The organism is Rhizobium sp. AQ_MP, from assembly GCF_014237835.1.
In the GTDB taxonomy this organism is placed as follows: Bacteria; Pseudomonadota; Alphaproteobacteria; order Rhizobiales; family Rhizobiaceae; genus Allorhizobium.
In genome coordinates this window covers 375,529-399,457 of the sequence record NZ_JACJVI010000001.1, presented here as the reverse complement: position 1 = coordinate 399,457, position 23,929 = coordinate 375,529, and the positions used below count along the sequence as shown (strand labels likewise).

The 23,929-nt window shown below is 61.6% G+C and carries 17 protein-coding genes and 1 tRNA gene; 5 read left to right on the top strand and 13 right to left on the bottom strand.

Annotated elements, in window-relative coordinates; genetic code table 11:
- From hisD to H6M51_RS02035, 4 genes are all read right to left on the bottom strand, one after another.
- The gene (gene hisD / locus H6M51_RS02050; RefSeq protein WP_185808212.1) at nt 1-1,299 is read right to left on the bottom strand and encodes a histidinol dehydrogenase; all 1,299 of its coding nucleotides are present in this window, start codon (nt 1,297-1,299) and stop codon (nt 1-3) included.
- Between the two features lie 67 nt (nt 1,300-1,366).
- Nucleotides 1,367-1,804 carry a DUF2948 family protein gene (locus tag H6M51_RS02045; RefSeq protein ID WP_185808211.1) on the bottom strand — a complete coding sequence of 146 codons (438 nt, stop codon included), beginning with the start codon at nt 1,802-1,804 and terminating at the stop codon, nt 1,367-1,369.
- Nucleotides 1,805-1,939: 135 nt separating this feature from the next.
- On the bottom strand, nt 1,940-3,232 hold the full coding sequence (gene murA / locus H6M51_RS02040) for a UDP-N-acetylglucosamine 1-carboxyvinyltransferase (RefSeq protein WP_185808210.1): 1,293 nt from the start codon (nt 3,230-3,232) through the stop codon (nt 1,940-1,942).
- Nucleotides 3,233-3,410: 178 nt separating this feature from the next.
- Complete coding sequence (locus H6M51_RS02035; RefSeq protein WP_246780353.1) at nt 3,411-3,686, bottom strand: hypothetical protein; 276 nt, start codon at nt 3,684-3,686, stop codon at nt 3,411-3,413.
- Nucleotides 3,687-3,840: 154 nt separating this feature from the next.
- On the opposite strand from H6M51_RS02035, the gene H6M51_RS02030 reads away from it, so the two are divergent.
- Nucleotides 3,841-3,915, top strand: a tRNA-Thr gene (locus tag H6M51_RS02030).
- Between the two features lies 1 nt (nt 3,916).
- Here the strand turns inward: H6M51_RS02030 and H6M51_RS02025 are convergent.
- The gene (locus tag H6M51_RS02025; RefSeq protein ID WP_185808209.1) at nt 3,917-4,606 is read right to left on the bottom strand and encodes a hypothetical protein; all 690 of its coding nucleotides are present in this window, start codon (nt 4,604-4,606) and stop codon (nt 3,917-3,919) included.
- 54 nt (nt 4,607-4,660) lie between these two features.
- Nucleotides 4,661-5,581 (bottom strand): hydrogen peroxide-inducible genes activator, encoded by a 921-nt coding sequence (locus H6M51_RS02020; protein ID WP_185808208.1) that lies wholly within the window; start codon nt 5,579-5,581, stop codon nt 4,661-4,663.
- 254 nt (nt 5,582-5,835) lie between these two features.
- Here H6M51_RS02020 and katG point away from each other — a divergent pair, with 254 nt between their 5' ends.
- Entirely contained in the window at nt 5,836-8,013 is a 2,178-nt protein-coding gene (gene katG / locus H6M51_RS02015; protein WP_185808207.1) for a catalase/peroxidase HPI, read from the top strand.
- A gap of 110 nt (nt 8,014-8,123) precedes the next feature.
- Here the strand turns inward: katG and galE are convergent, their stop codons facing one another.
- The 3 genes from galE to mscL all read right to left on the bottom strand — a co-directional run bounded on the left by galE (nt 8,124) and on the right by mscL (nt 11,058).
- Nucleotides 8,124-9,155 (bottom strand): UDP-glucose 4-epimerase GalE, encoded by a 1,032-nt coding sequence (galE, locus tag H6M51_RS02010; RefSeq protein WP_185808206.1) that lies wholly within the window; start codon nt 9,153-9,155, stop codon nt 8,124-8,126.
- A gap of 176 nt (nt 9,156-9,331) precedes the next feature.
- The gene (locus H6M51_RS02005; protein ID WP_185808205.1) at nt 9,332-10,501 is read right to left on the bottom strand and encodes a pyridoxal phosphate-dependent aminotransferase; all 1,170 of its coding nucleotides are present in this window, start codon (nt 10,499-10,501) and stop codon (nt 9,332-9,334) included.
- 131 nt (nt 10,502-10,632) lie between these two features.
- Nucleotides 10,633-11,058, bottom strand: a complete 426-nt coding sequence (mscL, locus tag H6M51_RS02000; RefSeq protein ID WP_185808204.1) for a large conductance mechanosensitive channel protein MscL — start codon at nt 11,056-11,058, stop codon at nt 10,633-10,635.
- A gap of 201 nt (nt 11,059-11,259) precedes the next feature.
- On the opposite strand from mscL, the gene H6M51_RS01995 reads away from it, so the two are divergent.
- A complete protein-coding gene (locus H6M51_RS01995; protein WP_185808203.1) occupies nt 11,260-14,766 on the top strand; it encodes a PAS domain-containing hybrid sensor histidine kinase/response regulator in 3,507 nt (1,168 codons plus the stop codon).
- A gap of 29 nt (nt 14,767-14,795) precedes the next feature.
- Here the strand turns inward: H6M51_RS01995 and H6M51_RS01990 are convergent, their stop codons facing one another.
- On the bottom strand, nt 14,796-16,274 hold the full coding sequence (locus H6M51_RS01990) for a pyruvate kinase (RefSeq protein WP_246780352.1): 1,479 nt from the start codon (nt 16,272-16,274) through the stop codon (nt 14,796-14,798).
- 75 nt (nt 16,275-16,349) lie between these two features.
- Nucleotides 16,350-18,065 carry a GH32 C-terminal domain-containing protein gene (locus H6M51_RS01985; protein WP_185808202.1) on the bottom strand — a complete coding sequence of 572 codons (1,716 nt, stop codon included), beginning with the start codon at nt 18,063-18,065 and terminating at the stop codon, nt 16,350-16,352.
- A 160-nt stretch (nt 18,066-18,225) separates the two neighbouring features.
- Between H6M51_RS01985 and H6M51_RS01980 the strand changes: the two genes are divergently transcribed.
- Both H6M51_RS01980 and H6M51_RS01975 read left to right on the top strand, forming a co-directional pair.
- Nucleotides 18,226-19,257: a glycerophosphodiester phosphodiesterase family protein gene (locus H6M51_RS01980; RefSeq protein ID WP_185808201.1), complete on the top strand. Its 1,032-nt coding sequence runs from the start codon at nt 18,226-18,228 to the stop codon at nt 19,255-19,257.
- 122 nt (nt 19,258-19,379) lie between these two features.
- Nucleotides 19,380-20,102 (top strand): hypothetical protein, encoded by a 723-nt coding sequence (locus tag H6M51_RS01975; protein WP_185808200.1) that lies wholly within the window; start codon nt 19,380-19,382, stop codon nt 20,100-20,102.
- A 78-nt stretch (nt 20,103-20,180) separates the two neighbouring features.
- Here the strand turns inward: H6M51_RS01975 and H6M51_RS01970 are convergent, their stop codons facing one another.
- Together H6M51_RS01970 and H6M51_RS01965 are read right to left on the bottom strand one after the other, a co-directional pair.
- Nucleotides 20,181-22,397, bottom strand: coding sequence for an FAD-dependent oxidoreductase (locus H6M51_RS01970; RefSeq protein ID WP_185808428.1), 2,217 nt, complete (start codon nt 22,395-22,397; stop codon nt 20,181-20,183).
- A gap of 170 nt (nt 22,398-22,567) precedes the next feature.
- Nucleotides 22,568-23,776 (bottom strand): acetyl-CoA C-acetyltransferase, encoded by a 1,209-nt coding sequence (locus tag H6M51_RS01965; RefSeq protein ID WP_185808199.1) that lies wholly within the window; start codon nt 23,774-23,776, stop codon nt 22,568-22,570.
- Nucleotides 23,777-23,929 lie beyond the last annotated feature (153 nt).

Here is a 23,929-nt window from a genome sequence, read left to right as displayed (position 1 = left end):
CTAGTCCCCGAGATTGAGACGGATCGCGACGGAGCGGGCATGCGCCTCCAGGCCCTCCGACTTTGCGAGCGCGATCGCGGCCGGCGCCAGCTGTCTGAGCTGATCCGGGCCGAGACGAAGGATCGAGGTGCGCTTGACATAATCCAGCACGCCCAAACCCGAGGAGAAGCGCGCCGAACGGGCCGTCGGCAGAACGTGGTTCGATCCGCCGACATAATCACCGATCACCTCGGGCGTGTGGCGACCGACGAAAATCGCACCGGCATTGCGGATACCTGAAATCAGAGGCTCGGGATCGTCGACGGCAAGCTCAAGATGTTCAGCGGCGATGCGGTTGGCAAGCGGGATACTGTCCTCAAGCTTCTCGACCGTAATGATCGCGCCGAAATCACGCCAGCTGGCAGACGCCGTCTCGGCGCGTGGCAGGGATTTGAGCTGCCGCCGGACGGCGGCTTCGACCGCCTGGCCCAGCGCACGGTCGTCGGTGATGACGATCGACTGGGCGCCGGGATCATGCTCGGCCTGGGCGAGCAGATCGGCGGCCAGCCAATCCGGATCATTGTCCTTGTCGGCAATGATGAGGACTTCCGAAGGGCCGGCAATCATGTCGATGCCAACGGTGCCGAAGACTTGGCGCTTGGCCGCCGCGACATAGGCATTGCCGGGGCCGACGATCTTGGCGACCGGGGCGATCGTCTCGGTGCCATAGGCGAGAGCTGCCACAGCCTGGGCGCCGCCGATGCGGTAGATCTCGGTGACACCGGCAATGCTTGCGGCGGCGAGAACCGTCGGATTGATCGCACCACCCGTGGCCGGCACGACCATGACGACGCGCGGGACACCGGCAACCTTGGCCGGCAGCGCATTCATCAGAACCGAGCTCGGATAGCTTGCCGTGCCGCCGGGAACGTAGAGCCCTACCGCATCGATGGCCGTCCAGCGGGAGCCGAGGCCGACGCCGATCGCATCCTCGTAGATATCGTCCTTCGGCAGCTGGCGGGCATGATGGCGCTCGATGCGCTCGGCCGCCAGCTTCAGCGCGTCGATCAGCTCCGGTGACGTCGAGGCGAGTGCGGCGGCGATCTCCTCGTCCGTGACACGCATGGACACGGTTGAAAAGTCCACGCCATCGAAGCGCCTGGAATAGTCGGCCAGTGCGGCATCACCGCGGGTGCGCACATCGTCGATTATCTTGCGCACCACGTCGTTGACGTCGTCGGATACTTCACGCTTGGTCGTGAGAAAGGCGGCAAAACGCGCCTCGAAATCACCCGATGCCTGATCCAGCCAGATTGCCACGCCCCGTATTTCCCTCTCAAGCATTCTCAATTCAGTGTCACCGCGCCCAACAGGCGGCCTGGCGTCATCAGCCCGCTTCGTGTTCCGGCCGCGTCGTCGTCTCCCAGGCGCCGCCGGTATCGGCAAGCTGGCCCTCGATGCACTCGACGTCGAGCGCGATCATGCCACCGCCTGCCAGGACAAGCTCAACTACGCCATCCGGCCCCTCGCCTTTCGGGATGTAACGGATAGCCAGCAGGCTCATCACTTCGTCCGCGCGGTTGCGATCGAAGCCGATCGAGCGAACCGCCTCGACACGCTTGAAGCTCAGCGCCGCCCGGCGGCGCTCGAAGCTCTTTGCGGCGCGTGCCGCCTTTTCCCAGACGAAGCGGTTCGCGGCGAGCGAGAAGAGGCCGGAGCGGGCCGAAAAACTCAAGTCACCGACCTTGAAGACGGCATCCTGCATATGGGCCGAGATGATCGAGAGATCATCGGTATCGAGCGCCAGAAGCTTCAAGTCCGTCATGTCACCTCACCGTTCCGCCGCAAGGCACGCTTGCTGTCGAAATTCATGTTTTCGACATAGGTTGCGGCTTGTCCAGTGGCAACGGGGCAAAATGACTTTTCGCCCCATCCTGTCGCAATCCCTGGAGCTTATCGATCAGCCGCTGATGCGTTCGATGATCGCACCGCAGCGGGTGAGCTTCTCTTCGAGACGCTCGAAGCCGCGATCAAGGTGGTAGACGCGACTGACCATGGTCTCGCCCTCGGCAGCAAGACCACCGATGACCAGCGAGACGGACGCGCGCAGGTCGGTCGCCATGACCGGTGCACCGCGCAGACGGGTGACGCCTTCGATGCGGGCCGTCTGGCCCGACAGCGTGATCTTGGCGCCGAGACGGGCCAGTTCCTGCACATGCATGAAACGATTTTCGAAAATCGTCTCCGTGACATGCGAGACGCCATTGGCGCGGGTCATTAGCCCCATGAACTGCGCCTGCAGGTCGGTCGGGAAGCCGGGGAAGGGTTCGGTGACGATATCGACCGGGCGGATCTGATCGCCATGGCCGATGACACGGATGCCACCCTCGACGGCGGAAACTTCGGCTCCGGCGCGGCGGATCGCCTCGACGGCCGTATCGAGGAGGCCGATATCGGTGCCCGAAAGCGTCACGTCACCGCCGGTCATGGCGACTGCCATGGCATAGGTGCCGGTCTCGATGCGATCTGGCAGGACGCGGTGGCGGGCGCCGGAGAGGCTCGGCACGCCTTCAATGGTGATGGTCGAGGTGCCGGCGCCGGAAATCCTGGCGCCCATGGCAATCAGGCAGTTGGCGAGGTCGACAACTTCCGGCTCGCGGGCGGCATTGCCGATCACGGTCGTGCCGCGGGCCAGCGAGGCGGCCATCAGCATCACGTGGGTGGCACCGACCGAGACCTTCGGAAAGGTGTAGCGGGCGCCGATCAGGCCGCCCTTCGGCGCCTTGGCATTTATATAGCCGCCGTCGATTTCCATCTCGGCGCCCAGCGCTGCCAGGCCTTCGATAAACAGATCGACCGGACGCGTGCCAATCGCGCAGCCCCCTGGCAGCGAGACACGCGCCTGGCCTTCGCGAGCAAGCAGCGGGCCGATGACCCAGAAGCTCGCACGCATCTTGGAGACCAGTTCATAGGGTGCGGTGGTGTCGGCAACCGTGCGGCAGGTGAAGTGGATGGTCCGCGCATAGGAGCCGTCTTGGTGCTCGCGCCGGCCGTTGACCGAGACGTCGACGCCGTGATTGCCGAGGATGCGCAGGAGAAGCTCGACATCTGCCAGGTGCGGCACGTTTTCGAGTGTCAGCGTGTCGGAGGTCAGGAGCGAGGCGATCATCAGGGGCAGTGCTGCGTTCTTGGCGCCCGAGATCGGGATGATCCCGTTCAACGCATTGCCACCAACAATCCTGATGCGATCCATGAGAGCCTGCGATACGGGCAGGAACTGCCCGCCTTTCCTTGAGAACGTGTGAGGGGAAGCCAATCCGGCGAGGCTGGCTCTTTAGACGAAAACGGCGAGCGGTTCAATTGAAGCCGCAACGCTCGGTTAATCACCGGGATTCGACGAATTTGCGGCAGCTCCGCAGCCAGGTCACGGCCTATTCTTCAGATAGGTCTCCGGCACTCCCCTGATTGGGCGCCGGCCCGGGCACTGGATTGGCAGCCGGCAGACCGATGCCGTCTTCCGCCTCGCCCGCGCGACGCGCCCGCGCCTGCTGCTTGCGGCGGGCGAGATTTTCTCGCAGCTTCAAGGCCGCCCGCTCGCGGCGCCGCTGCTCGGCATCGGAGAGCACACGTTTTCCACGATCAGCAAGCCGGGCTTGCTCCAGCGCATCAGCCTCCGCTTGCCCCTTGTTTTCCGGTTCATTTGTCATCAGCGGGTGATAACCGATCGGTGAAAAATCGAAAAGTCCCCGCGCGCTCCGTCATAAAACTTGGCCACGCTGTCGCTTTACGGCTTGCACTCCCGAAAACTCTATGGCAATAGGCGCCTCGTTCCGGGCGGACGACACGCTTCGCCCGCCAGATGCTGCTATAGCTCAGGGGTAGAGCACTCCCTTGGTAAGGGAGAGGCCGAGAGTTCAAATCTCTCTAGCAGCACCAGTTATTTCTCCTTCTGTTTATTCTCACCGCAACACCCACCTCCTTGCGATTCACGGTCCGTGTCCTGCCATTGAGTCAGGACCACCTGCTTCTCGACCATACGGGCAACGATCTGCCGCTCCTTGCGGGAGGTAATCTGGCGGGTATCTGCGGTCGTGGGGATTAAAAGCGGTCTTCCCGGCTGCTTTCGCGCCAGGTTGAATGTTCGCTCCGCGGCAACAATCCGGTTGTGCCAGGTGTAACTTCCGACCGCAAAAATCGTCAGGCTCTGCGCTGCGGCCAGCTCGTTGGAAGCTCTTGCCTCTCCAAGCGAGGCAGAAAGCAGATCCTCAAATGATCCGAGGTCCAGAAAGTCTCCGCTGCGCAATGGGCCCTGTACCAACTCGCTGCGCCGGTCTGCCGGCGCATGCCCTGCGCGATCCCGCTCACTCAGGGAGTAGATGTGCTCTCCATCCGAGAAAACCAGTTTCAAGAGAACTGCCTGCACGAAGATAATCTCGGGGCTCATATTGGTCAGAATGCACCGTGCCGCCATGGAGTTGTCGCCGCCACGGGTAATCAGGATCTTTGGGCGGATCTGATGGCGATAACTCGAGTAAAAGAGCTGAAGATAGAGCACCCAGACGCCGAGCATGGCTATGCTCGAGACGGCCGACAGCACTCCATGGTATTCCTTCAACCAGATCCACATCCTCGGCTCCTTTCGGTGCCGAACATTCTCCATGAAGGAATGTTTCTCCGTCCTTCAATCGGATCCGCCGTGTGCGCCCAAAGGCAGCGACCGAACCGTCCCCCGAACCACATCGGCGACCTCCATCAACTGTCTGGCAATCGGGCTGGTCTTGCGCCAGATCATGCCGATGGTGCGGGAGGGCTGCGGGTCGGCGAAGCGGGCGATCGAAACATCGGCGGAGCGGGTTTCGACGGGCATGGCGATCTCCGGAATGAGCGTTACGCCGATGCCGGCACCGACCATCTGGACGAGCGTGGAGAGCGAACTGCCGTCAAGGATTTCGCGCGGGCGCACGGCGCCCATATCGCAGAAGGACAGCGCCTGATCGCGGAAGCAATGCCCCTCCTCCAGCAACAGAAGTCGCATTTCGCGCAGCTTGTCCCGGTCGGGTATGGGCTTTTCCGCATCCTCTTTCGGACGCACCAGAACAAAGTTTTCCTCGAAGAGCGGCGTCTCGGCCATCGCCGGTTCCGAGATCGGCAAGGCTACAATCGCCGTATCAAGGCGTCCTTCGGCAAGTTCCTGGAGCAGCTTGGGCGTCACCGTCTCCCTGACGTGAACGTCGAGATCGGCGTTGTCGCGGGTCAAAGCCGAGATCATGCCGGGCAAGAGATAGGGGGCGACAGTCGGTATTATGCCGATCCGCAGGCGTCCGACCAGATGCTTGCGATGCGCGCGAGCAAGATCTCCCAATTCATCGACAGAACGCAAGATTTCGCGAACCCGCAGGAGGAATTCCTCGCCGAACGCAGACAGTCGAAGCTGCCGCGCCGCGCGTTCGAAGAGCTCTGCCCCGAGCGTCTCCTCAAGCTCCTTAATCTGAACGGAGAGCGCCGGCTGGGAGATGGCGCAATCATTGGCCGCACGGCCAAAATGGCCGTGGCGGGCAAGCGCCTCGAAATAACGGAGCTGTCGCAGCGTGAAATTGATCATAATCTTTTCCTATGGAACTGATCACAATTTCCAAATTACATTAATCGAAAGCCTTTGCTAGAACAATTCCAGATGACGTCGCTGGGGCCGCCCAAAGGGGGCGGTCCGCATGCCTGATTCCATGGAACGGGGCGGGCGACGGCTTCGGCGGGTTATTCCCGTCGACGGTTCATCGGCTTGTGATGCTGGCATGCTTTTCAAGGGCTTGTCAGCGATCCGATCCTGGACAAGCGGGTTCTTCAAGGAGGCTAAACATGGATACCATGAGCAACAAAAATGCCGGCAAATGTCCGGTGATGCATGGCTCGAACACCGAAACCGGCGCAACGCCCGTGGCCTGGTGGCCGAATGCGCTCAACCTCGACATCCTGCATCAGCACGACACGAAGACCGACCCGATGGGCAAGGGCTTCAACTATCGTGAAGCCGTCAAGCAGCTCGACGTCGCGGCGCTGAAGGCTGACATGAAGGCCCTGCTGCGTGACAGCCAGGAGTGGTGGCCGGCCGACTGGGGTCATTACGGCGGTCTGATGATTCGCCTTGCCTGGCATTCCGCCGGATCCTATCGCCTGGCCGACGGCCGTGGCGGCGGCGGCACCGGCAATATCCGCTTCGCTCCGCTCAATTCCTGGCCTGACAATGCCAGCCTCGACAAGGCACGCCGCCTCTTGTGGCCGCTGAAGAAGAAGTACGGCAACAAGATCTCATGGGCCGACCTGATCCTCTATGCCGGTACCGTCGCTTATGAGGACATGGGTCTGAAGACCTTTGGCTTCGCTTTCGGTCGTCCGGATATCTGGGGTCCGGAAAAGGACGTCTACTGGGGTGCGGAAAAGCAGTGGCTTGCCCCCTCCGACAGCCGTTATGAAGACGTGACCAAGCCTGATACGATGGAAAACCCGCTTGCCGCCGTGCAGATGGGCCTCATCTACGTCAACCCGGAAGGCGTGAACGGCAAGCCGGACCCGATGGCGACCGCCGCCCAGGTGCGCGAAACCTTCGCCCGCATGGCGATGAACGACGAGGAAACCGCAGCGCTGACCGCTGGCGGCCACACCGTCGGCAAGGCGCATGGCAATGGCAGCGCCCAGGCGCTCGGTCCGGAGCCGGAAGCCGGTGCGATCGAGAACCAGGGCTTCGGCTGGATGAACCCGAACCAGAACGGCAAGGCAAGCCTCGCCGTCACCTCAGGCATCGAAGGCGCCTGGACGACCAACCCGACCGTGTTCGACATGGGCTATTTCGAACTGCTGTTCGGCTATGACTGGGAGCTGACGCACAGCCCCGCCGGTGCCCAGCAGTGGCAGCCCATCGGCATCAAGGAAGAGCACATGCCGGTCGATGCAACGGATCCGTCGATCCGCCGCATGCCGATGATGACCGATGCCGACATGGCGATGAAGGTCGACCCGACCTACCGCGCCATCTGCGAAAAGTTCATGGCGGACCCCGCTTACTTCCAGGACACGTTCGCCCGCGCCTGGTTCAAGCTGACCCACCGCGACCTCGGTCCCCGCGTTCGCTACATCGGTCCGGAAGCACCGACCGAAGACCTGATCTGGCAGGATCCGATCCCGGTCGGCCCCAAGAACTTCGACATCGGCGCCGTCAAGGCCAAGATCGCGGCTTCCGGCCTCTCGATTGCGGACCTGGTTGCCACCGCCTGGGACAGCGCGCGGACCTACCGCCAGTCCGACATGCGCGGTGGTGCAAACGGTGCCCGCATTCGGCTGGCTCCGCAGAAGGACTGGGAAGGCAACGAGCCCGCCCGTCTCGCCAAGGTGCTTGCGGTTCTTGAGCCGATCGCGGCCGAATTCGGCGCCAGCGTCGCCGACGTCATCGTGCTTGCCGGCAATGTCGGCATCGAGAAGGCTGCCAAGGCTGCCGGTCACGACGTGACCGTGCCGTTTGCCGCCGGTCGTGGCGATGCCACCGCGGAGCAGACGGATGCCGAAAGCTTCAAGCCGCTCGAGCCGCTGGCCGATGGCTTCCGCAACTGGACCAAGAAGGACTATGTCGTCAGCCCCGAAGAGATGCTGCTCGACCGCGCCCAGCTGATGGGCCTGACGGGTGCGGAAATGACGGTGCTGCTCGGTGGCCTGCGCGTGCTCGGCACAAACTACGGCGGCACCAAGCATGGCGTGTTCACAGCCCGCGAAGGCCAGCTGACGAACGACTTCTTCGTCAACCTGACCGACATGGGTTTCACCTGGAAGCCGACGGGCAAGAACTCCTACGACATCTGCGACCGCAAGACCGGTGAAAAGAAGTTCACCGCGACGCGCGCCGATCTCGTCTTCGGTTCGAACTCGGTCCTGCGCGCCTATGCGGAAGTCTATGCCCAGGACGACAACCAGGAGAAGTTCGTGAAGGACTTCGTCGCTGCCTGGGTCAAGGTGATGAACGCCGATCGCTTCGATCTCGAAGCCTGATCGATCGGAGGATCGAGCTTCGTGCCCCGAGGCTCGATCCTCAGATGGAAGCCGGAGATGCACTTGCATCTCCGGCTTTCTTGTTTGATGGGCTTGTGTTTGGAACCAGCCTAGAAGCCGCTTGCCAGGCGACGGCGCAGATCCCGGATGTCGGGGGTGGCCAGTTGCTCGAGGCGACGTTCCCAGGCGAGGGCGGTCTCGACGATCACACCAAGATCGTCATAGCGGGGAACCCAGCCGAGGACCTGCTTGGCGAGCGTGCTGTCAGCGACGACCAGCGGAGCATCGCCCGGACGGCGTGGGGCATAGTCAACCTGGAAATCGACCATGGTGGCGCGGCGCACGGCCTCGATGAGATCGAGCACCGAATAGCCCTTGCCGTAACCGCAATTGGCGACCAGAGGTCCGCCACCATTGCGCAGATAGCGCAGCGCTTGCAGATGCGCATCAACGAGATCGTTGATGTGAATGTAATCGCGGACACCTGTCCCATCGGGCGTGTCGTAGTCGGTACCGTAGACCGACATCGCCGAACGCTTGCCCAGGGCTGCTTCGCAGGCGACTTTGAGGAGGTGTGTGGCGCCCACGGCGGAGTTTCCGGAGCGACCCTTCACGTCCGCTCCGGCGACGTTGAAATAGCGGAGTGCGACATAGCAGAGACCGTGGGCGCGGGCGGTGTCGCGCAGCATGTACTCGCTCATCAGCTTTGACTGGCCATAGGGCGATTCGGGACGTAAAGGCGCATCTTCGCGCACCGGCAGCGGCTTGTCAGGGAGGCCGTAGACAGCGGCGGTCGAGGAGAAGATCACCTTGTCGATCCCGGCCTTGACGGCTGCGGACAGCAGGCGCCGTGTGTTCTCGGTATTGTTCTCGTAATAACTCAAGGGATTGGCGATTGATTCCGGCACCACAATCGATCCGGCGAAATGGATGATCGCCTCGATCTCGTTTTCCGCAAAGACCTGTTTCAGGATTGCGGGTCTGGCGATGTCTCCAAGGTAGAAGCGTGCCTGGGGTGCGACGGCCCAGCGAAAACCGGTGGAGAGCCGGTCGACCACGACCACGTCCTCGCCCGCATCGAGGAGTGCCCAGACCATATGGCTGCCGATGAAGCCCGCGCCACCTGTCACCAAGATCGCCATGCTTTTTCTTCCCGTTGTTATTCTTATCGGGAAATCAAAAGCAGGCGCATCTTACGGAGTACTTATCGAAAGGCTCCAAAGCACTGAAACGGCTCGACTATTCGGATTCTTCGTAAAGCCCGCGCAAACCGTTTCAATCAAATTTTATCGAATGGGCCGAGCCGCAGGGGCGCTCGTCAAAGCGCCTTGATATATCCGCTCAGCCGCTCGGCGGCATCGGCGATGTGTGCCGGGTTGCGCAGGAAACAGGCCCGAAGGAATGGCAGCCCACCCTCGCCGAAGGCGGTTCCAGGCGCCATGCCGACGCCAGTCTTGTCGACGATATCGAGTGCGGCCTTTCGGCTTTCGGTAATGCCGTCGATTTTCAGGAATGCGTAGAGCGCACCCTCGGGTTTCAAAGTCTCAACACGGTTGGTGGCGATCAGCGCATCGCAGAGGATGTCGCGCGATGCCGTGGCGCGGGCGATGTTCTCGCGAACGAAGTCATCGCCGTGATCAAGGGCCACGACGGCGCCACGCTGCATGAACTGGGCGACGCCTGAGGTCGAATACTGGATCAGATTTTCAAGCACCTGCCCAAGTTCCGGTGGCGCCACGATCCAGCCGACGCGCCAGCCGGTCATCGACCAGTTCTTCGAAAAGGAGTTGGCGAACATGACCTTGTCGCCCTCGTCCATGACATCGAAGAAGGACGGCGCGCGCTCGGCTGCGCCGTAGTAGTACAGTGCATAGATCTCGTCGGCGAGGATCCAGATGCCGTGGCGGCGCGCAATCTCAAGGATTGCCTTCAGGTCTTCGCGGGTCGCCGTCCAGCCGGTCGGGTTGGAAGGGGTGTTGATGAAGAGCGCCCTCGTCTTCGGCGTAATCGCCTTTTCCAGGCGATCGAGGTCGAGCGTCCAGCGGCCATCGGTGAAAGATAGCGCCACGCAAACAGACTTTGCGCCGGCAAGGTCAATCGCCGAGACGATGTTCGGCCAGCAGGGCGAGAGATAGATCATCTCATCCCCGGGCGAGGTCATAGCCTGGACGGCAAGCGCAATGGCCTGCATGCCAGAAGCCGTGACGTAAAAATGTTCGACCGGCAGATCGACGGCGAAGTGGCGCTTGTAGTAGCGCGAGAGCGCTTGGCGCAGTTCCGGAACACCGCGCTGCCACGTGTAGAAGGTCTCGCCAGCCAGAAGTGCTTCGCTCGCAGCGCGATTGATGAAATCGGGCGTCGGCAGATCCCCCTCGCCCGCCCAAAGCGGCAGCAGACCATCACGGCCCCGCGCATAGTTGATGATCTCGACGATACCGCTTTCCGGGGCGGCGAGCGCACGGGGGCTGAGGCTGTCCAAGAGGGTCATGGGAAAATCACTCCTTCGATCGGTGCGATGTGTCTAACCGATCAGAGGCCAAAAATCCCATGATATTCCTTGAGGACAAGATCGATCCTGCTGATGGGTTCCCGCTTGCGGAGGGAACCCATCATGAGCGTTCAGCGGCTCTTCAAAAGGTCGCGGATTTCGGTGAGAAGCTGAACGTCAGCCGGCGGTGGAGCCGCTTCGGCGGCCTTTTGCTCTTCCTTTTCCATCGACTTGCGCAGCGTGTTCACGGCTTTCACCATGAGGAAGATGATCCAGGCCAGGATCACGAAATTGATGACGACGGTGATGAAGTTGCCGTAGGCAAAGACCGCGCCCTGTTCACGGGCGGCGGCCAGTGTGCTTGCCGTGACATTGCTGCTCAAAGGCAGGAAGTAATTGGAAAAGTCGAAGCCGCCGAAAATGACGCCGACGATCGGCATCACTATATCCTCGACCAGCGAGCTGACGATGAGACCGAAGGCACCGCCGATGATCACGCCAACCGCCAGATCCATGACGTTGCCTCGAGCGATGAATGTCTTGAATTCCTGTAGCATAGTCCCCTGCTCCTCAGTGGTCCCTTAAAACACCGGCGGAAAGCCGGTTATGGATCATGGTTAACCAATCTTCGCGATTTCGAAAATGGTAATTCGGCACAAGCCGCGTTCCGGTTTCGACTAAGGTCAATAGGCGAAACGATTTCAAAAAGCGCAGACATGCCCTAAGGTTCCTGTTTGGGCGCAATCGAGGAGGAAAAGGTGTTCCCAGGCTGGATCATCGTTGCGTCGGCGATCGGCTACCTGCTGTTTCTGTTTGCCGTGGCGAGCTACGGGGACCGCAAGACCCGCGTGCATGGCGTGCCTGCGGGGGGACGCCCAGTCGTCTACGCACTCAGCCTGGCCGTCTACTGCACGTCCTGGACCTATTTCGGTGGCGTCGGGCTTGCCGCTCAGCACGGCCTCGAATTCATGGCGATCTACATCGGCCCAATCCTGATGTACACGCTGGGCATGCCGATCCTCAGAAGGATCGTCGAGCTTGCCAAGACCGAGAAGATTACCTCAGGCGCAGACTTCGTGGCAGCGCGATACGGCAAGAACCCTATCGTCGGCATGCTCGTCACGATCATATACCTGGTCGGCATCATTCCCTACATCGCCCTGCAATTGAAGGCCGTATCGAGTTCGGTCGCAGCGGTGATGGACCCGACGGCCTATGGCATCGGCACCGGGAATCTCTATTTCATCGACCTGCCACTCATCGTCGCCTTCATCCTCGCATGCTTCGCCGTGATTTTCGGGACGCGCCATACGGATGCGACAGAGCATCAGGACGGCCTCATCCTCGCAATCGCCATGGAGTCGGTGGTTAAGCTCATCGCCTTCTGGACGCTTGGCGTGTTCGTCATCTGGGTGATGTTCGACGGGCCTGCCGACCTATGGCAGAAGGCCGTTGAGAGCGAAGCAGTGATGGCGGCGCTGACGCACGAGACGCCACCGAGCCGCTGGCTGCTGCTGATTGCACTCTCGGCTTTTGCCATCATCATGCTGCCGCGGCAATTCCACGTGACGGTGGTGGAAAACCGCACGCCGCGGGAACTGAAGCTCGCGGGCATCCTGATGCCGATCTATCTGATCGCCATCAATATCTTCGTTCTCCCCGCGGCAATTGCGGGCATTCTCATCTTTGGCGGCGGCGGCGACGCTGACCTTTACGTCCTGTCGCTGCCGCTCGAAGCCGGATCCGGTTTCGTTTCACTGCTGACCTTTATCGGCGGCTTCTCGGCCGCAACCGCCATGGTGATCGTTGCTTCCGTGGCGCTCGCGATCATGGTGTCCAACGACATTGTTCTCCCGATCTTCCTTCGCCAGAAGCTGCTCGGCCGGCCGAGCCAACGCGAAGACTTCGCCAAAACCCTCCTCCATATCCGGCGAACCGCGATCTTCGGCGTGTTGCTGCTTGGCTATGTCTACTTCCGCTCCGCCGACAATACGACCGGGCTTGCCAAGATCGGCCTTCTCTCGTTCACCGCCATCGCGCAGATCGCTCCGGCCATGTTCGGCGGATTGATCTGGCGACGGGCCAACGCGAGGGGCGCAATCGCAGGCCTCACGATCGGCTTCTTCGTCTGGGCCTATCTGCTCTTCCTGCCGAGCCTCGGCGCCGAAGATCATTCCTGGATTGCCTCTGCGGTCCTCGGCTTCCTGCTTCCCGGTTTGTCGATGTTCGAGCCGCAATACGCAGACCCCCTGGTGAATGCGACGCTGTTCAGCCTGCTCGTCAACACGCTTGCCTTCGTCATCGGCTCGCTGAGCCGGAACCCAAGGCCGGTCGAACGCATCCAGTCTTCGATCTTCATCAAGCGCCAACCGCGGTCCAACTTCGCAACTCGCGGCTGGAAAACGAGTGTCGCCGTGGGCGATTTGAAGGCCGCCATTGCGCGCTATCTCGGCAACGAGCGGATGGAGCGATCCTTCCGGTCCTACGAGCAGACGGTCGGCCGAAAGCTCGCCGACGATAGTCCTGCCGACATGGCCTTCATTCATTTTTCCGAACAGCTGCTTGGCAGCGCGATCGGCTCTTCCTCAGCCCGCCTCGTTCTTTCGCTCATTCTGCAGAAGGCCGAGGATCCTTCAGCCGATACGGTCTGGCTGCTCGACCAGGCTTCGGAAGCATTGCAGTACAATCAGGACATGATGCAGACGGCGCTTGCCCAAATGGAGCAAGGAATCGCCGTTTTCGACGCATCCGACCGCCTGACGATCTGGAACCGCCGTTTCCGCACGCTGCTCGATCTGCCAGAGCATGTCGGCCAGGTTGGATTCCCGCTGGTCGACATCATCGCAATACTGGCACAGAGGGGCGACGTTCCGGCCGGCGACAGCCAGGTCGTGATCCGCAGCTTCCATCAGTTCGACCGGCCATTTCAAATGGTGCTCGCCGGGGGCAAGCGGATCATCGAGGTGCGCTGCAACCTGATGCCTGACAAGGGACTTGTTGCGACGTTCAGCGACATCACCTCGCGCGTCGAGGCGGACCAGGCTCTGAAACAGGCGAACGAAACTCTGGAGCAGCGCGTCAGTGAACGTACTGCGGAACTCACGCGGGTGAACCATGCTCTGGCGGAAGCGCGGGCGGCGGCGGATGAGGCCAACATCGGCAAAACCCGTTTCTTTGCGGCGGCCGGTCATGACATCCTGCAGCCCCTCAATGCTGCAAGGCTCTACTCCTCATCGCTGGTCGAGCGGCTTGGCGATTCCGAAAACAGCGCGCTGGTCGGCAATATCGATTCTGCGCTCGAATCCGTGGAGAGCATCCTCGGCGCCGTTCTCGACATTTCTCGCCTCGATACGGGCGCAATGAAGCCGCGCTTTTCCAGCGTGGCCTTGAACAGCCTGCTTCAGAGAATTGAAACCGACTTTGCGCCGATGGCGCGGGAGAAGAACCTCAAACTTGTGGTGATGCCAACGACACTGTCGGTCCGTTCCGACCCGACACTGCTCCGCCGCCTCGTCCAGAACCTCGTGTCCAACGCGATCAAATACACGCCAGCTGGCCGCGTGGTGGTCGGTGCTCGCCGCCAGGGAGACAAGGTCGTCATCCAGGTGACCGATAGCGGCATTGGCATTCCCTCATCTAAGTTCCGGACCGTGTTCAAGGAGTTCGCGCGGCTCGAGGAGGGCATGCGCACCGCTTCCGGTCTAGGCCTCGGCCTGTCCATCGTCGATCGTATTGCCAAGGTTCTGCAGCACCCGGTGGAGCTGACTTCCAAGCCCGCCAGAGGCACAACGTTCAAGGTCGTCATGCCGCTTGATGTCGCGAAACCTGCGACCAAGGGCGTGGTGCCCATCGATGCCAATTCCCGGTCGACGCCATCGCTTCAGGGCTTCCGCGTGTTGTGCATCGACAACGAGCCGAAGATCCTTGAGGGCATGCAACTGCTCATCTCCGGTTGGGGTTGCAGTGTTGAATGCGCCGGTTCGATTGCGGAGATGGACGAGTTGATCAAGAGCAGCACTGCTCCAGATCTTGTTATCGCCGACTATCACCTGGGAGACGGTAGCGGTATCGGGGCTATCCTAAGGCTGCGAGCCCTGACCCTGGCCGATGTCCCGGCCTTGCTGATCACCGCCGATCGTTCGGCAGAAGTTCGAGCAGAGGCCGAGCGCCACTCGATTACGCTGCAAAACAAGCCGGTTCGCCCCGCAGCGCTGCGTGCCTTCATCACCCAGATCTCCTCCCAACGCCGCACGGCTGCCGAATAGGGTTCGCTAAGGAGACCGCTCGCTCTGGATTACCAGCTTTTCAGCGCTCGCAGCGTCGCTGTCTTCTTGAATACGTGATCGTTCATGCGGCCCATAAGGCGATCGAGAAGAGAAACGGCTTCAACGACCGCCGGCCCCTTGTTGAGCATCACACATTCGGCGCGTGCCGCCATGGCGGCATCCGTCATCTCGCCGCGTGTCGGAATGCCTTCCTTGACCATGTCTTCCAGCACCTGCGTCGCCCATATGCAGGGAACGGAAGCCGCCTCGCAGACCCAGAGAATTTCCTCCTGCATCTCCGCGAGCCGTTCAAAACCTATTTCGGCAGCAAGATCGCCTCGGGCGATCATCACGCCGAAGGGTCCGCGCTTGCGCGCCCTGGCGATGAGGGCAGGAAGATTGGTGAGCGCCAGGGGTTGCTCGATCTTGGCGATCAGGCCGAGCGGATGATCCGTCCTGCCGTGGCGGTCAAGCACGCTGTCGAGCAGGTCGATGTCTTCCGGCCGGCTGACGAAGGAATAGCCGATGAGATCAGCGCATTCGATCACCGTTTCGAGGTCGGCTTCGTCCTTGGTGGTGAGTGGGGACAGTCCAAGTGCGGTATCGGGGAGGTTGATGCCCTTTTCCGCCTTCAGTCGTGTGCCGCCGGATTTGGTGCGGCGAACGAGGATGACGGCCTCTCCCGTTCCGACGCTCTCGACAACGGCTTCGAGCTTTCCATCGTCGTACCGAAGACGATCGCCAACCGAGAGGCGTGTCACCATCTCCGGCAAGGAGACTGCGGCAGAGCGTGTCACGGCATCATCGATACGCGGTACGCCGTTCGCAACGAGACGGACGCGGTCGCCGATCTGCAGCCGAGGCTTCTTGTCTGCTGAGGCCACCTCGCCCGTCCTGATCTTGGGACCAGCAATGTCCATCAGTATCTTGATGTCTCGCCCTACCACGTTGGCTGCCGACCGAATTGAAGCGGTCATCGCGCGCCAGGCGTCTGCTCCGTCATGGGCGCAATTGATCCGGGCGACATCCATCCCAGAGCGGGCAAGATCGAGGATGAGGTCCGGTCCCTCCGCTGCCTCACTGGGCAGGGTTACCATGATCCGGGTCCGTCGGGTCGGCGGCGTCACCCCGAAGAGTGCGGCGCTTGCCGCTTCGAGGCGCATCTCCCCGGCAAAAAACTCCAATTCGCTCGGCATAGCGGGGATATCTGCGCGAGCACCAGAGAGCGCCGCCAGTGCATGGATCACCGCATCTATCGTTGGCAAGACGCGGCTTTCCAGCCTTCCCATGGACGACAAGCCGAGTGCCATCAGCCGACGTTGCAGCAAGCGGATGTCATGACGACGCAGGGCCAGATAATGGCCCAGATTGACGATGGCCGGATCGTCGTCACCGGACGAGGATAACGGCCGGGTTTCGTTGAGGATCGTCTCTCTGAGGTTTACCATCTCGGCGTAAATCTCAGCCGCGCGGATACCAGTGTCTGTGGTCTCTCGAATGTTCATCATCGGCCCTACCTCAGTCTGGCAGAACCCTAATACCGCCTTGTTGACAGGCCGATGACAGAGAATTTCGGCGAAAGCTCAAAGCCTCAGAGACCAGATGGTGGCGTTGCTGACGACGCCAGGCTCGGCGATCAGCCTGACGGAGCGGACAGGCTCGAAGCCTGCAATGCGCTTGGTGCCGGCAATCCGCCCCCCATCCGCGAAGACTTCCAGCGACCCGTAGTCAAGGAAAACCCTTATCCGGCGAGCTGCGGCAGCCCGGGCCAGATACCGTGGCCCAGGCGGCTCTTCCGGTCTGTCGAGATAGGCGTGAAGGATCTCCAGGCCCTCCTCATGCTGTGTCACCGCGAGGCGAATATCCGGGTGGTCAAACTCTAGCCGGAAAGCGCCACCGGGCTCCTCAAGTTCGAAAATGATTTCTGCGGCACCGGTCGGCAGGAGGATCCTCTCTCCGATGGCGAGACGGGTGCGGTCCAGCATGCGGGCACGCAGGCTTTCCGCTGCGCCGATCGGCGGCGTCAGCAGTGTATCGCCCTCCAGCGTGAGCGTTCGCGGAAGGGTCATGGCGGAGGGGAAATCAATGGTTGGACCGGTATCTGCCCAATTGCCCAGCCAGCCAATACCAACGGCGGCGCCACCATCCACGAAGGCCTGGAAAGCATAGTTGTCGGTGCCGAAGTCGAGTTCGCGTCCGAAGGACTTGGCAAAGCTGCGCCCATCAAACCAGCCGATGTCGATCATCGTCAGGTTGCGCCGGCCCGTCTCCTTGTCCTCGCCGTTCATCAGACCATAGATCAGCGCCCAACGCGTCGATGGATCTCGGTGGTCACCATCGACAGGCAGGAGGCAGGGGCATTCCAGCGCCGAAGTCTCATAGCGTGTTTCGGTGTAGAGTTTGCCCACATAGGTCCAGCCGCCGGCCGCTGTATTGTCCTCGGTCTCGTAAAGCAGCACGACGCCCCCTTGAATACTCTGACTGCCGAGCAGCATTTTCCAAAGACCGTCCGGCCCTCTAAAAACATAGGGATCGCGGAAATCGAAGGTCAGCCCCTCTCCATCGGGCCTGTGAGGCAGAAAGACTTCGGCAGCCCCGGCGCTGAAAAGATCGGTCGATGTGGCCGTCAGCTGGATTTCCTGTTCAGGGATGCGATCGGCGATCTTCTCGGTGAAGAAGACCCGGATGCCCGGCCCATCAGTGCGGGCGATCGCCGAACCCGAGAAGGCGCCGCCGCGCTTGTCGGGCCGCACAGTCAGTTCCTCGGAGGGGAACAGGAAGACCGGCAGATGACGCCAGCGCAGATAATCCGCCGAAACCGCGTGGCCCCAATGCATGTTGTTCCAGATCCGGCCATGCGAATAGTGCTGGTAGAACAGATGCGGGCGTCCTCCAAAGCGACCGAAACCGTTTGGGTCATTCATCCATCCGAAGGGCGGGCGGAAGTGATAGCCATCAGGCAGATCCGGCGGCTCGTTGGCGGGGTTCGTATGGATCACAGTGATGCCTGTTTCCAGGACATCGGATGGGGTGAACCAGTAGGCGACCGAGAGTGACGTCACGGCCGTGTCGTAGGCGAGCGTCACCGTCCCGCCGCCGAAAACGTGGTAGATCCGGAAGGAGTTCTCCTCGGCATTGACCGCCTGCACTTCACCGAACTTGCCGTTGACGCTGTAGAGAGAGACCGAGCCAGGCTCATCCGGTGTGACAGCCTTCAGCCAGAGATGAAGTACGGCGTTGACGGGAAGATCGACCTCGATCGCCCTGTGGTTCTCGGGTATGGCGGTCGTCGTCTGCATCGGCATCTCCCTTTCACGTCTGTCGTCCCGCGCTCAACGGAAGTACGCGTGGGGCTGTTCCATGAATCGATGTCACAGAGGCTTCAGAAAACCGTCACGGCGGCTTCACGCGACGCACCTATTGCGGCGGGAACGACACTGAAGATCGGAGCCCCTGCTCATGCGTCTCGCCGTTCTCGTCCTCGGCCTCCTGCTTTCCCTTGTCACGGGAGCTGCAAGCCTTGCTCCCATCCCTCCCACGAACCGGGCGGCTCTCATTCATGAGCGGCTGGTCCATGCCAATCTCAACCGCGATCATGTCATGGTCGTGGCTCATCGGGCCGGATGGAAGAGGGAGGGAGTCACGGTGCGTGCCGAGAACTCCTTTGCCGCCATCGATCACGCCGTCTCGATCGGCGTGGAGATGGTCGAGCTCGATGTCCGACGCTCCAGGGACGGCGTGCTTGTCATCATGCATGACGAGACGCTGGACCGCACCACGACCTGTCGCGGCAAGGTGGCCGAGCATACGCTCGCCGAACTGAGAAGCTGCCAGCTCGTCGTGGAAGGTAACCGTCGCCTGACAGACGAGCATGTCTTCACGCTCGAAGAGGCGATGCTGCACGCGCGCGGTCGCATCCTGATCAACATCGACAACAAGCTCGAGCCGGAGGCGCTGGTGGAAGTCGCCGATCTCGCACGCAGCCTTGGCATGCCGGATGGCGTGCTTCTGAAGCTCGCGGTGTGGAACGCCGAACGGTTGCAGCTTGCCCGCGATATCCGCCGCGCCATCGGCCCCGACATCGCCTTCATGCCAATCCTGGCGGACGACGCTGTGACCGAACCGGCCTTCATCGACCGCACGCAATCGGCGCTCGACGCACCGGCGGCGGAACTCGTGCACTGGTATCGGGATGCATCGAAGCCCATCACAGCCGATGGTGGTCCACTGCTCTCGCCGCTTTCCCGCGCAGCCGCAATCCGCAACAATGCCCATCTGTGGATCAACACCTATCCGATCACGGATCGTCCGGAGGGCATGGTGGCTGGCGGGCGCGGCGACTATCTGGCACTCTCGACCGGACGTCCCGAGGATGTCTGGGGTTTCTTCATCGAGCGCGGCGTGACCATCATCCAGACGGACGAGCCGGAGGCGGTGATATCATGGCTCGACGCCCAGGGGCTCCGCAGAGGCTACATGGTCGATAGCTAATGAGGCCTTCGAACAGGTATCTGGCGAGCCCGAGACCGGTAGAATTCTAAGCGTTCTGCTTAGCCGACTTTAACAGATACCTGCGAGCATCATTGCATCCACAGGCTGCATACGGATGACTCATGGCACTCTTCGGGAACCACACACTTGGCCGCAAAGGCTATGTCATCATGATCCTTGTCATGGTGGCCTTCGATTTCGCAAAGGGCCCCATCGAGAAATTGAGCATGGTGCCCCATGACCTGGTTGCTCAACAACTGACCAGCCATCGCCCTTTGCCTAAATCGGCCATGGCAGACCAAAAGGGCGTTACCGGCGACCGCAACATGCCTTTGATGTTGGAAGGCCAGGCGCAAGCAGTGGAAGCGATCGTAAAGTCCGGAAAACGCCCGACAGATGCCGAGATGGAGGCCTTCCGACAAGAGACGGTCAAGTCGATCCTATACTCCAAGACTAACGGTGGCACCGAGCAGGGTGGAACTGCCGCCTTGGTGGCAGGTCGAACTCTCCTGATGACGCTTCAGCCGATGGTCGCAGTGGCATTAACTGCCTTAACGATGATTGGGCTCCTCTGGATGCTGTCGGGTCGATTGCGCGACATCGGTTGGCCGCCCGCCTTGATGTACGGTATCTTGGCGCCCGTCTTCCTGCCAAGGTTTATCGGCGTCACGCTGCCACCAGTGGCAGATACCGTCGCCATAGGGTTGTTCTATGGCGCGATTGTTTTGTTGGCTCTGCCACCATTTCCGGAAAAAAGCAGGACTGAGCCCGGCGCTGCTCCTGTAAAGCCGTCCCTGTATGCCCCGCGCAAAAAGGGGCAATTCGGCAAACTAGGCTCCACGTGATGCGATTACGGCTCAGATGATCGCCGCAACAGAAAAGGCGGCCGTCAGCCGCCTTTTCGTTTGGTAAACTCAGTAAGCTCAAGCAGCCTTGGCGGCTTCACCGTAGGGGTCAAACCGACCGTAGAAGGTTTCACCCTTGGCGGCCATGTCCTTGAGCAGCGGCGTCGGAGTGAAGTGAGCGCCGTAATCCTTCGCGAGGCGTTCGCAGAGGCTTACGAAGTTCTTTACGCCCATTCCGTCGATATAGGACAGGGCGCCACCGGTGTAAGGCGCAAAGCCGAAGCCGAGGATCGAGCCGACATCGGCTTCGCGCGGGTCGGTGACGATGCCTTCTTCGACAGTGCGGGCGGCTTCGAGCGCGATGGTCGCCAGGAAGCGTTCCTGCAGCGTCTTTACGTTAACGGCTTCCGGCTTTTGCTGCGGATAGAAGTCCTTCAGGCCCGGCCAGACATGCTTCTTGGCCGGCTTTGCCGGATAGTCGTAGAAGCCCTTGCCGTTCTTGCGGCCGAAGCGCTCTTCCTTCTCGACCATGCGGGCGACCAACTCCATGTGGCGCGGGTCAATCGCCTTCTCACCGAGGTCAGCGACGGTCGCCTTCAGGATCTTGTAGGAGAGATCGATCGCCACTTCGTCGTTCAGCGCCAGCGGGCCGACCGGCATGCCGGCGAACTTCGCAGCATTTTCGATCATGACCGGCGGAACGCCTTCGATCAGCATGTTGTAGCTCTCGGCCATGTAGCGCAGGACGCAGCGGTTGACGAAGAAGCCGCGGGTGTCGTTGACGACGATCGGGGTCTTCTTGATCGCGGCGACATAGTCGAGGGCGACGGCGAGCGCCTTGTCGCCGGTTTCCTTGCCGAGGATGACTTCGGTCAACATCATCTTCTCGACCGGCGAGAAGAAGTGGATGCCGATGAAATCGACCGGGCGCTTGGAGTTCTTGGCGAGACCGGTGATCGGCAGCGTCGAGGTGTTGGACGCGAAGATCGCGCCTTCCGGCAAAACCGCCTCAACCTTTTCGATAACAGCCTTTTTCACGTCGCGATCTTCGAAGACGGCTTCGATGACAAGATCGGCATCGGAAAGCGTGCCGTAGTCATCCGACGGGGTAATCAGGGAGAGCAGCTTGTCGCCCTCGTCCTTGGTCAGCTTGCCCTTGCCGACGGCGCCAGCAACGAGGCCTTCCGAATGGGTCTTGCCCTTGCCGGCCGCTTCCAAGTCACGATCGATCAGCACCACGTTGACGCCGGCTGCGGCCGTCACATAGGCGATCGACGCGCCCATGAAGCCGGCACCGACGACGCCGACCTTCTTGATCTCCGACTTCGGCTGACCGGCCGGGCGACGGGCGCCCTTGTTCAGCTCCTGCATGGAGACGAAGAGCGAGCGGATCATCGAATAGGCTTCGGTGGTCTGGACGATCTCGGTGAAGTAGCGCTGCTCGATCTTCAGGCCCGTGTCGAAGGGCACCTGCAGGCCTTCGTAGACGCATTTCAGAATGGCGAGAGCGGCTGGGTAGTTGCCGGCGGTTTCGCGACGCAGGATGGCGGAAGCGGCCGGCCAGAGCTGGGCTGCGGCCGGCGTCCAGATGCCGCCGCCGGGGACCTTGAAGCCCTTTTCGTCCCAGGGAGCAACAGGCTTCAGACCATCCTTGATCATCTGCTTGGCGGCATTGATCAGTTCGCCCGGTTCGACGACTTGGTGCACGAGGTTCATCGCCTTGGCGCGGGCAGCGGAGAGCGTCTGGCCCGTGGTCATCATCTGCAGGGCATCCTGCGTGTTGGCGAGGCGGGCGACGCGCTGCGTGCCGCCGGCGCCGGGGAAGATGCCGACCTTGACTTCCGGCAGGCCGATCTTGACCGACTTGGCGTTCGAGGCCACGCGGCCATGGCAGGCAAGCGACAGTTCGGTCGCGCCACCCATGCAGGTGCCGTTGATCGCCGAGACCCACGGCTTGCCGCAGGTTTCGATCTTGCGCCACAGCCAGGTCATGCGACCGGCGGCGTCAAAGAGCTTCTGGACGGCGGCGGCCGGGTCCTTGGCCTTCTCCTCTTCGAGCATGGAGAACATGCCCTTGATCATGGTGAGGTCGGCGCCGCCCGAGAAGGAGGACTTGCCGGAGGTGAAGACCACGCCCTTGATGCCGTCGTCGGCAACTGTCTGGTCGAGGATCTTCTCGATCTCATCCATCACTTCCACGGTGAAGACGTTCATCGACTTGTCGGGCATGTCCCAGGTGACGAGGGCAATGCCGTCTGCGTCAGTTTCGATGGTGAAGTTCTTGTAGGTCATGATGGGATTCCTCTTCCCTGAAATTCGCCGATGTCGCCGCCGCTCCGCGTTGGGTGCGATCTGGCGGGGTTAAGCCCCTCCCCCTTGTGGGGAGGGGTTGGGGAGGGGATCTTATGCAAAGTCCCCTCCCGCCTGCCGGCCACCCTCCCCACAAGGGGGAGGGTTGGACCCCATCAAACGCGCTCGATAACCGTCGCCGTGCCCATGCCAGCGCCGATGCAGAGCGTGACCAGCGCGGTGTTCAGATCGCGGCGTTCCAGCTCGTCGAGCACGGTGCCGAGGATCATGGCACCCGTGGCACCGAGCGGATGGCCCATGGCAATCGCGCCGCCCGCGACGTTCATCTTGGCGTGGTCGATCTCGAAATGCTGCATGAAGCGCAGCACGACGGCGGCGAAGGCTTCGTTGAGTTCGAACAGGTCGAAGTCGGAGATCTTCATCCCGGTGCGGGCGAGAAGCTTTTCGGTTACGTCAACCGGGCCGGTGAGCATCAAGGCCGGATCGGAGCCGATATTGGTGAAGGCGCGGATGCGGGCGCGGGGCTTCAGGCCCATGGCCTCACCACCTGCCTTCGAGCCGACGAGAACGGCAGCCGCTCCGTCGACGATGCCGGAGGAATTGCCGGCATGGTGGACATAGGTGATGCGCTCGATTTCCGGATGGGCCTGGATGGCAACGGCTTCGAAGCCGCCCATTTCGCCCGGCATCTGGAAGGATGCCTGGAGGCTTGCCAGCGACTGCATGTCCGTGCCGGGGCGCATGTGTTCGTCGCGGTCGAGAATGACGAGGCCGTTGCCGTCCTTCACAGGGATGACGGACTTGGCGAAGTTGCCGGCGGCCCAGGAGGCAGCGGCGCGCTTCTGGCTTTCGACGGCATAGGCGTCGACGTCGTCACGCGTGAAGCCGTACTTGGTGGCAATCAGGTCAGCGGACACGCCCTGCGGCATGAAATAGCCGGGGAAGTTGACCGAGGGATCCATGTACCAGGCACCGCCCGACATGCCCATGCCGACGCGGGACATGCTTTCGACGCCGCCTGCGATGACGATGTCATCCGAACCTGCCTTCACCTTGCCAGCGGCGAGGTTGATGGCGTCGAGGCCCGAGGCGCAGAACCGCGAGATCTGCATGCCCGGCGCCTTAAAGTCGTAGCCGGCTTCGAAGGCAGCGGCCTTCGGGATGACGGCGCCGGCTTCCATGACGGGGTCGACGCAGCCGAAAATGATGTCATCGACGGTCGAGGTGTCCAGGCCATTGCGGTCGCGGAGCGCCTCCAGCGTCTTGGCGGCCAGGCGGGGTGTCGGCACTTCGTGCAGCGATCCATCCTTCTTGCCGCGCCCGCGGGGCGTGCGCACGTGGTCGTAAATGAAGACTTCAGTCATCGTCTCTCTCCCTTGGGCGCACAGGGGCGCCGGAATTTCACTGTCCCTCACCTGCCAACTCTGGGCAAGGCGGGGCCGCATCCTCGGGGTCAACCCTCCCCCTTGTGGGGAAGGTCGGAGCGCAGCGACGGGGAGGGGTTTATCCTTACAAGG

Excerpts from the sequence above, each read along its gene's own strand:
- H6M51_RS01990 (WP_246780352.1), bottom strand. The coding sequence starts at position 16,274 with ATGATGAACATTCGAGAGACCACAGACACTGGTATCCGCGCGGCTGAG.
- H6M51_RS01965 (WP_185808199.1), bottom strand. The coding sequence starts at position 23,776 with ATGACTGAAGTCTTCATTTACGACCACGTGCGCACGCCCCGCGGGCGC.
- katG (WP_185808207.1), top strand. The coding sequence starts at position 5,836 with ATGGATACCATGAGCAACAAAAATGCCGGCAAATGTCCGGTGATGCAT.
- mscL (WP_185808204.1), bottom strand. The coding sequence starts at position 11,058 with ATGCTACAGGAATTCAAGACATTCATCGCTCGAGGCAACGTCATGGAT.
- murA (WP_185808210.1), bottom strand. The coding sequence starts at position 3,232 with ATGGATCGCATCAGGATTGTTGGTGGCAATGCGTTGAACGGGATCATC.
- H6M51_RS01980 (WP_185808201.1), top strand. The coding sequence starts at position 18,226 with ATGCGTCTCGCCGTTCTCGTCCTCGGCCTCCTGCTTTCCCTTGTCACG.
- galE (WP_185808206.1), bottom strand. The coding sequence starts at position 9,155 with ATGGCGATCTTGGTGACAGGTGGCGCGGGCTTCATCGGCAGCCATATG.
- H6M51_RS01975 (WP_185808200.1), top strand. The coding sequence starts at position 19,380 with ATGGCACTCTTCGGGAACCACACACTTGGCCGCAAAGGCTATGTCATC.
- H6M51_RS02045 (WP_185808211.1), bottom strand. The coding sequence starts at position 1,804 with ATGACGGACTTGAAGCTTCTGGCGCTCGATACCGATGATCTCTCGATC.
- H6M51_RS02025 (WP_185808209.1), bottom strand. The coding sequence starts at position 4,606 with ATGTGGATCTGGTTGAAGGAATACCATGGAGTGCTGTCGGCCGTCTCG.
- H6M51_RS02020 (WP_185808208.1), bottom strand. The coding sequence starts at position 5,581 with ATGATCAATTTCACGCTGCGACAGCTCCGTTATTTCGAGGCGCTTGCC.
- H6M51_RS01985 (WP_185808202.1), bottom strand. The coding sequence starts at position 18,065 with ATGCAGACGACGACCGCCATACCCGAGAACCACAGGGCGATCGAGGTC.
- H6M51_RS02005 (WP_185808205.1), bottom strand. The coding sequence starts at position 10,501 with ATGACCCTCTTGGACAGCCTCAGCCCCCGTGCGCTCGCCGCCCCGGAA.
- H6M51_RS02035 (WP_246780353.1), bottom strand. The coding sequence starts at position 3,686 with ATGACAAATGAACCGGAAAACAAGGGGCAAGCGGAGGCTGATGCGCTG.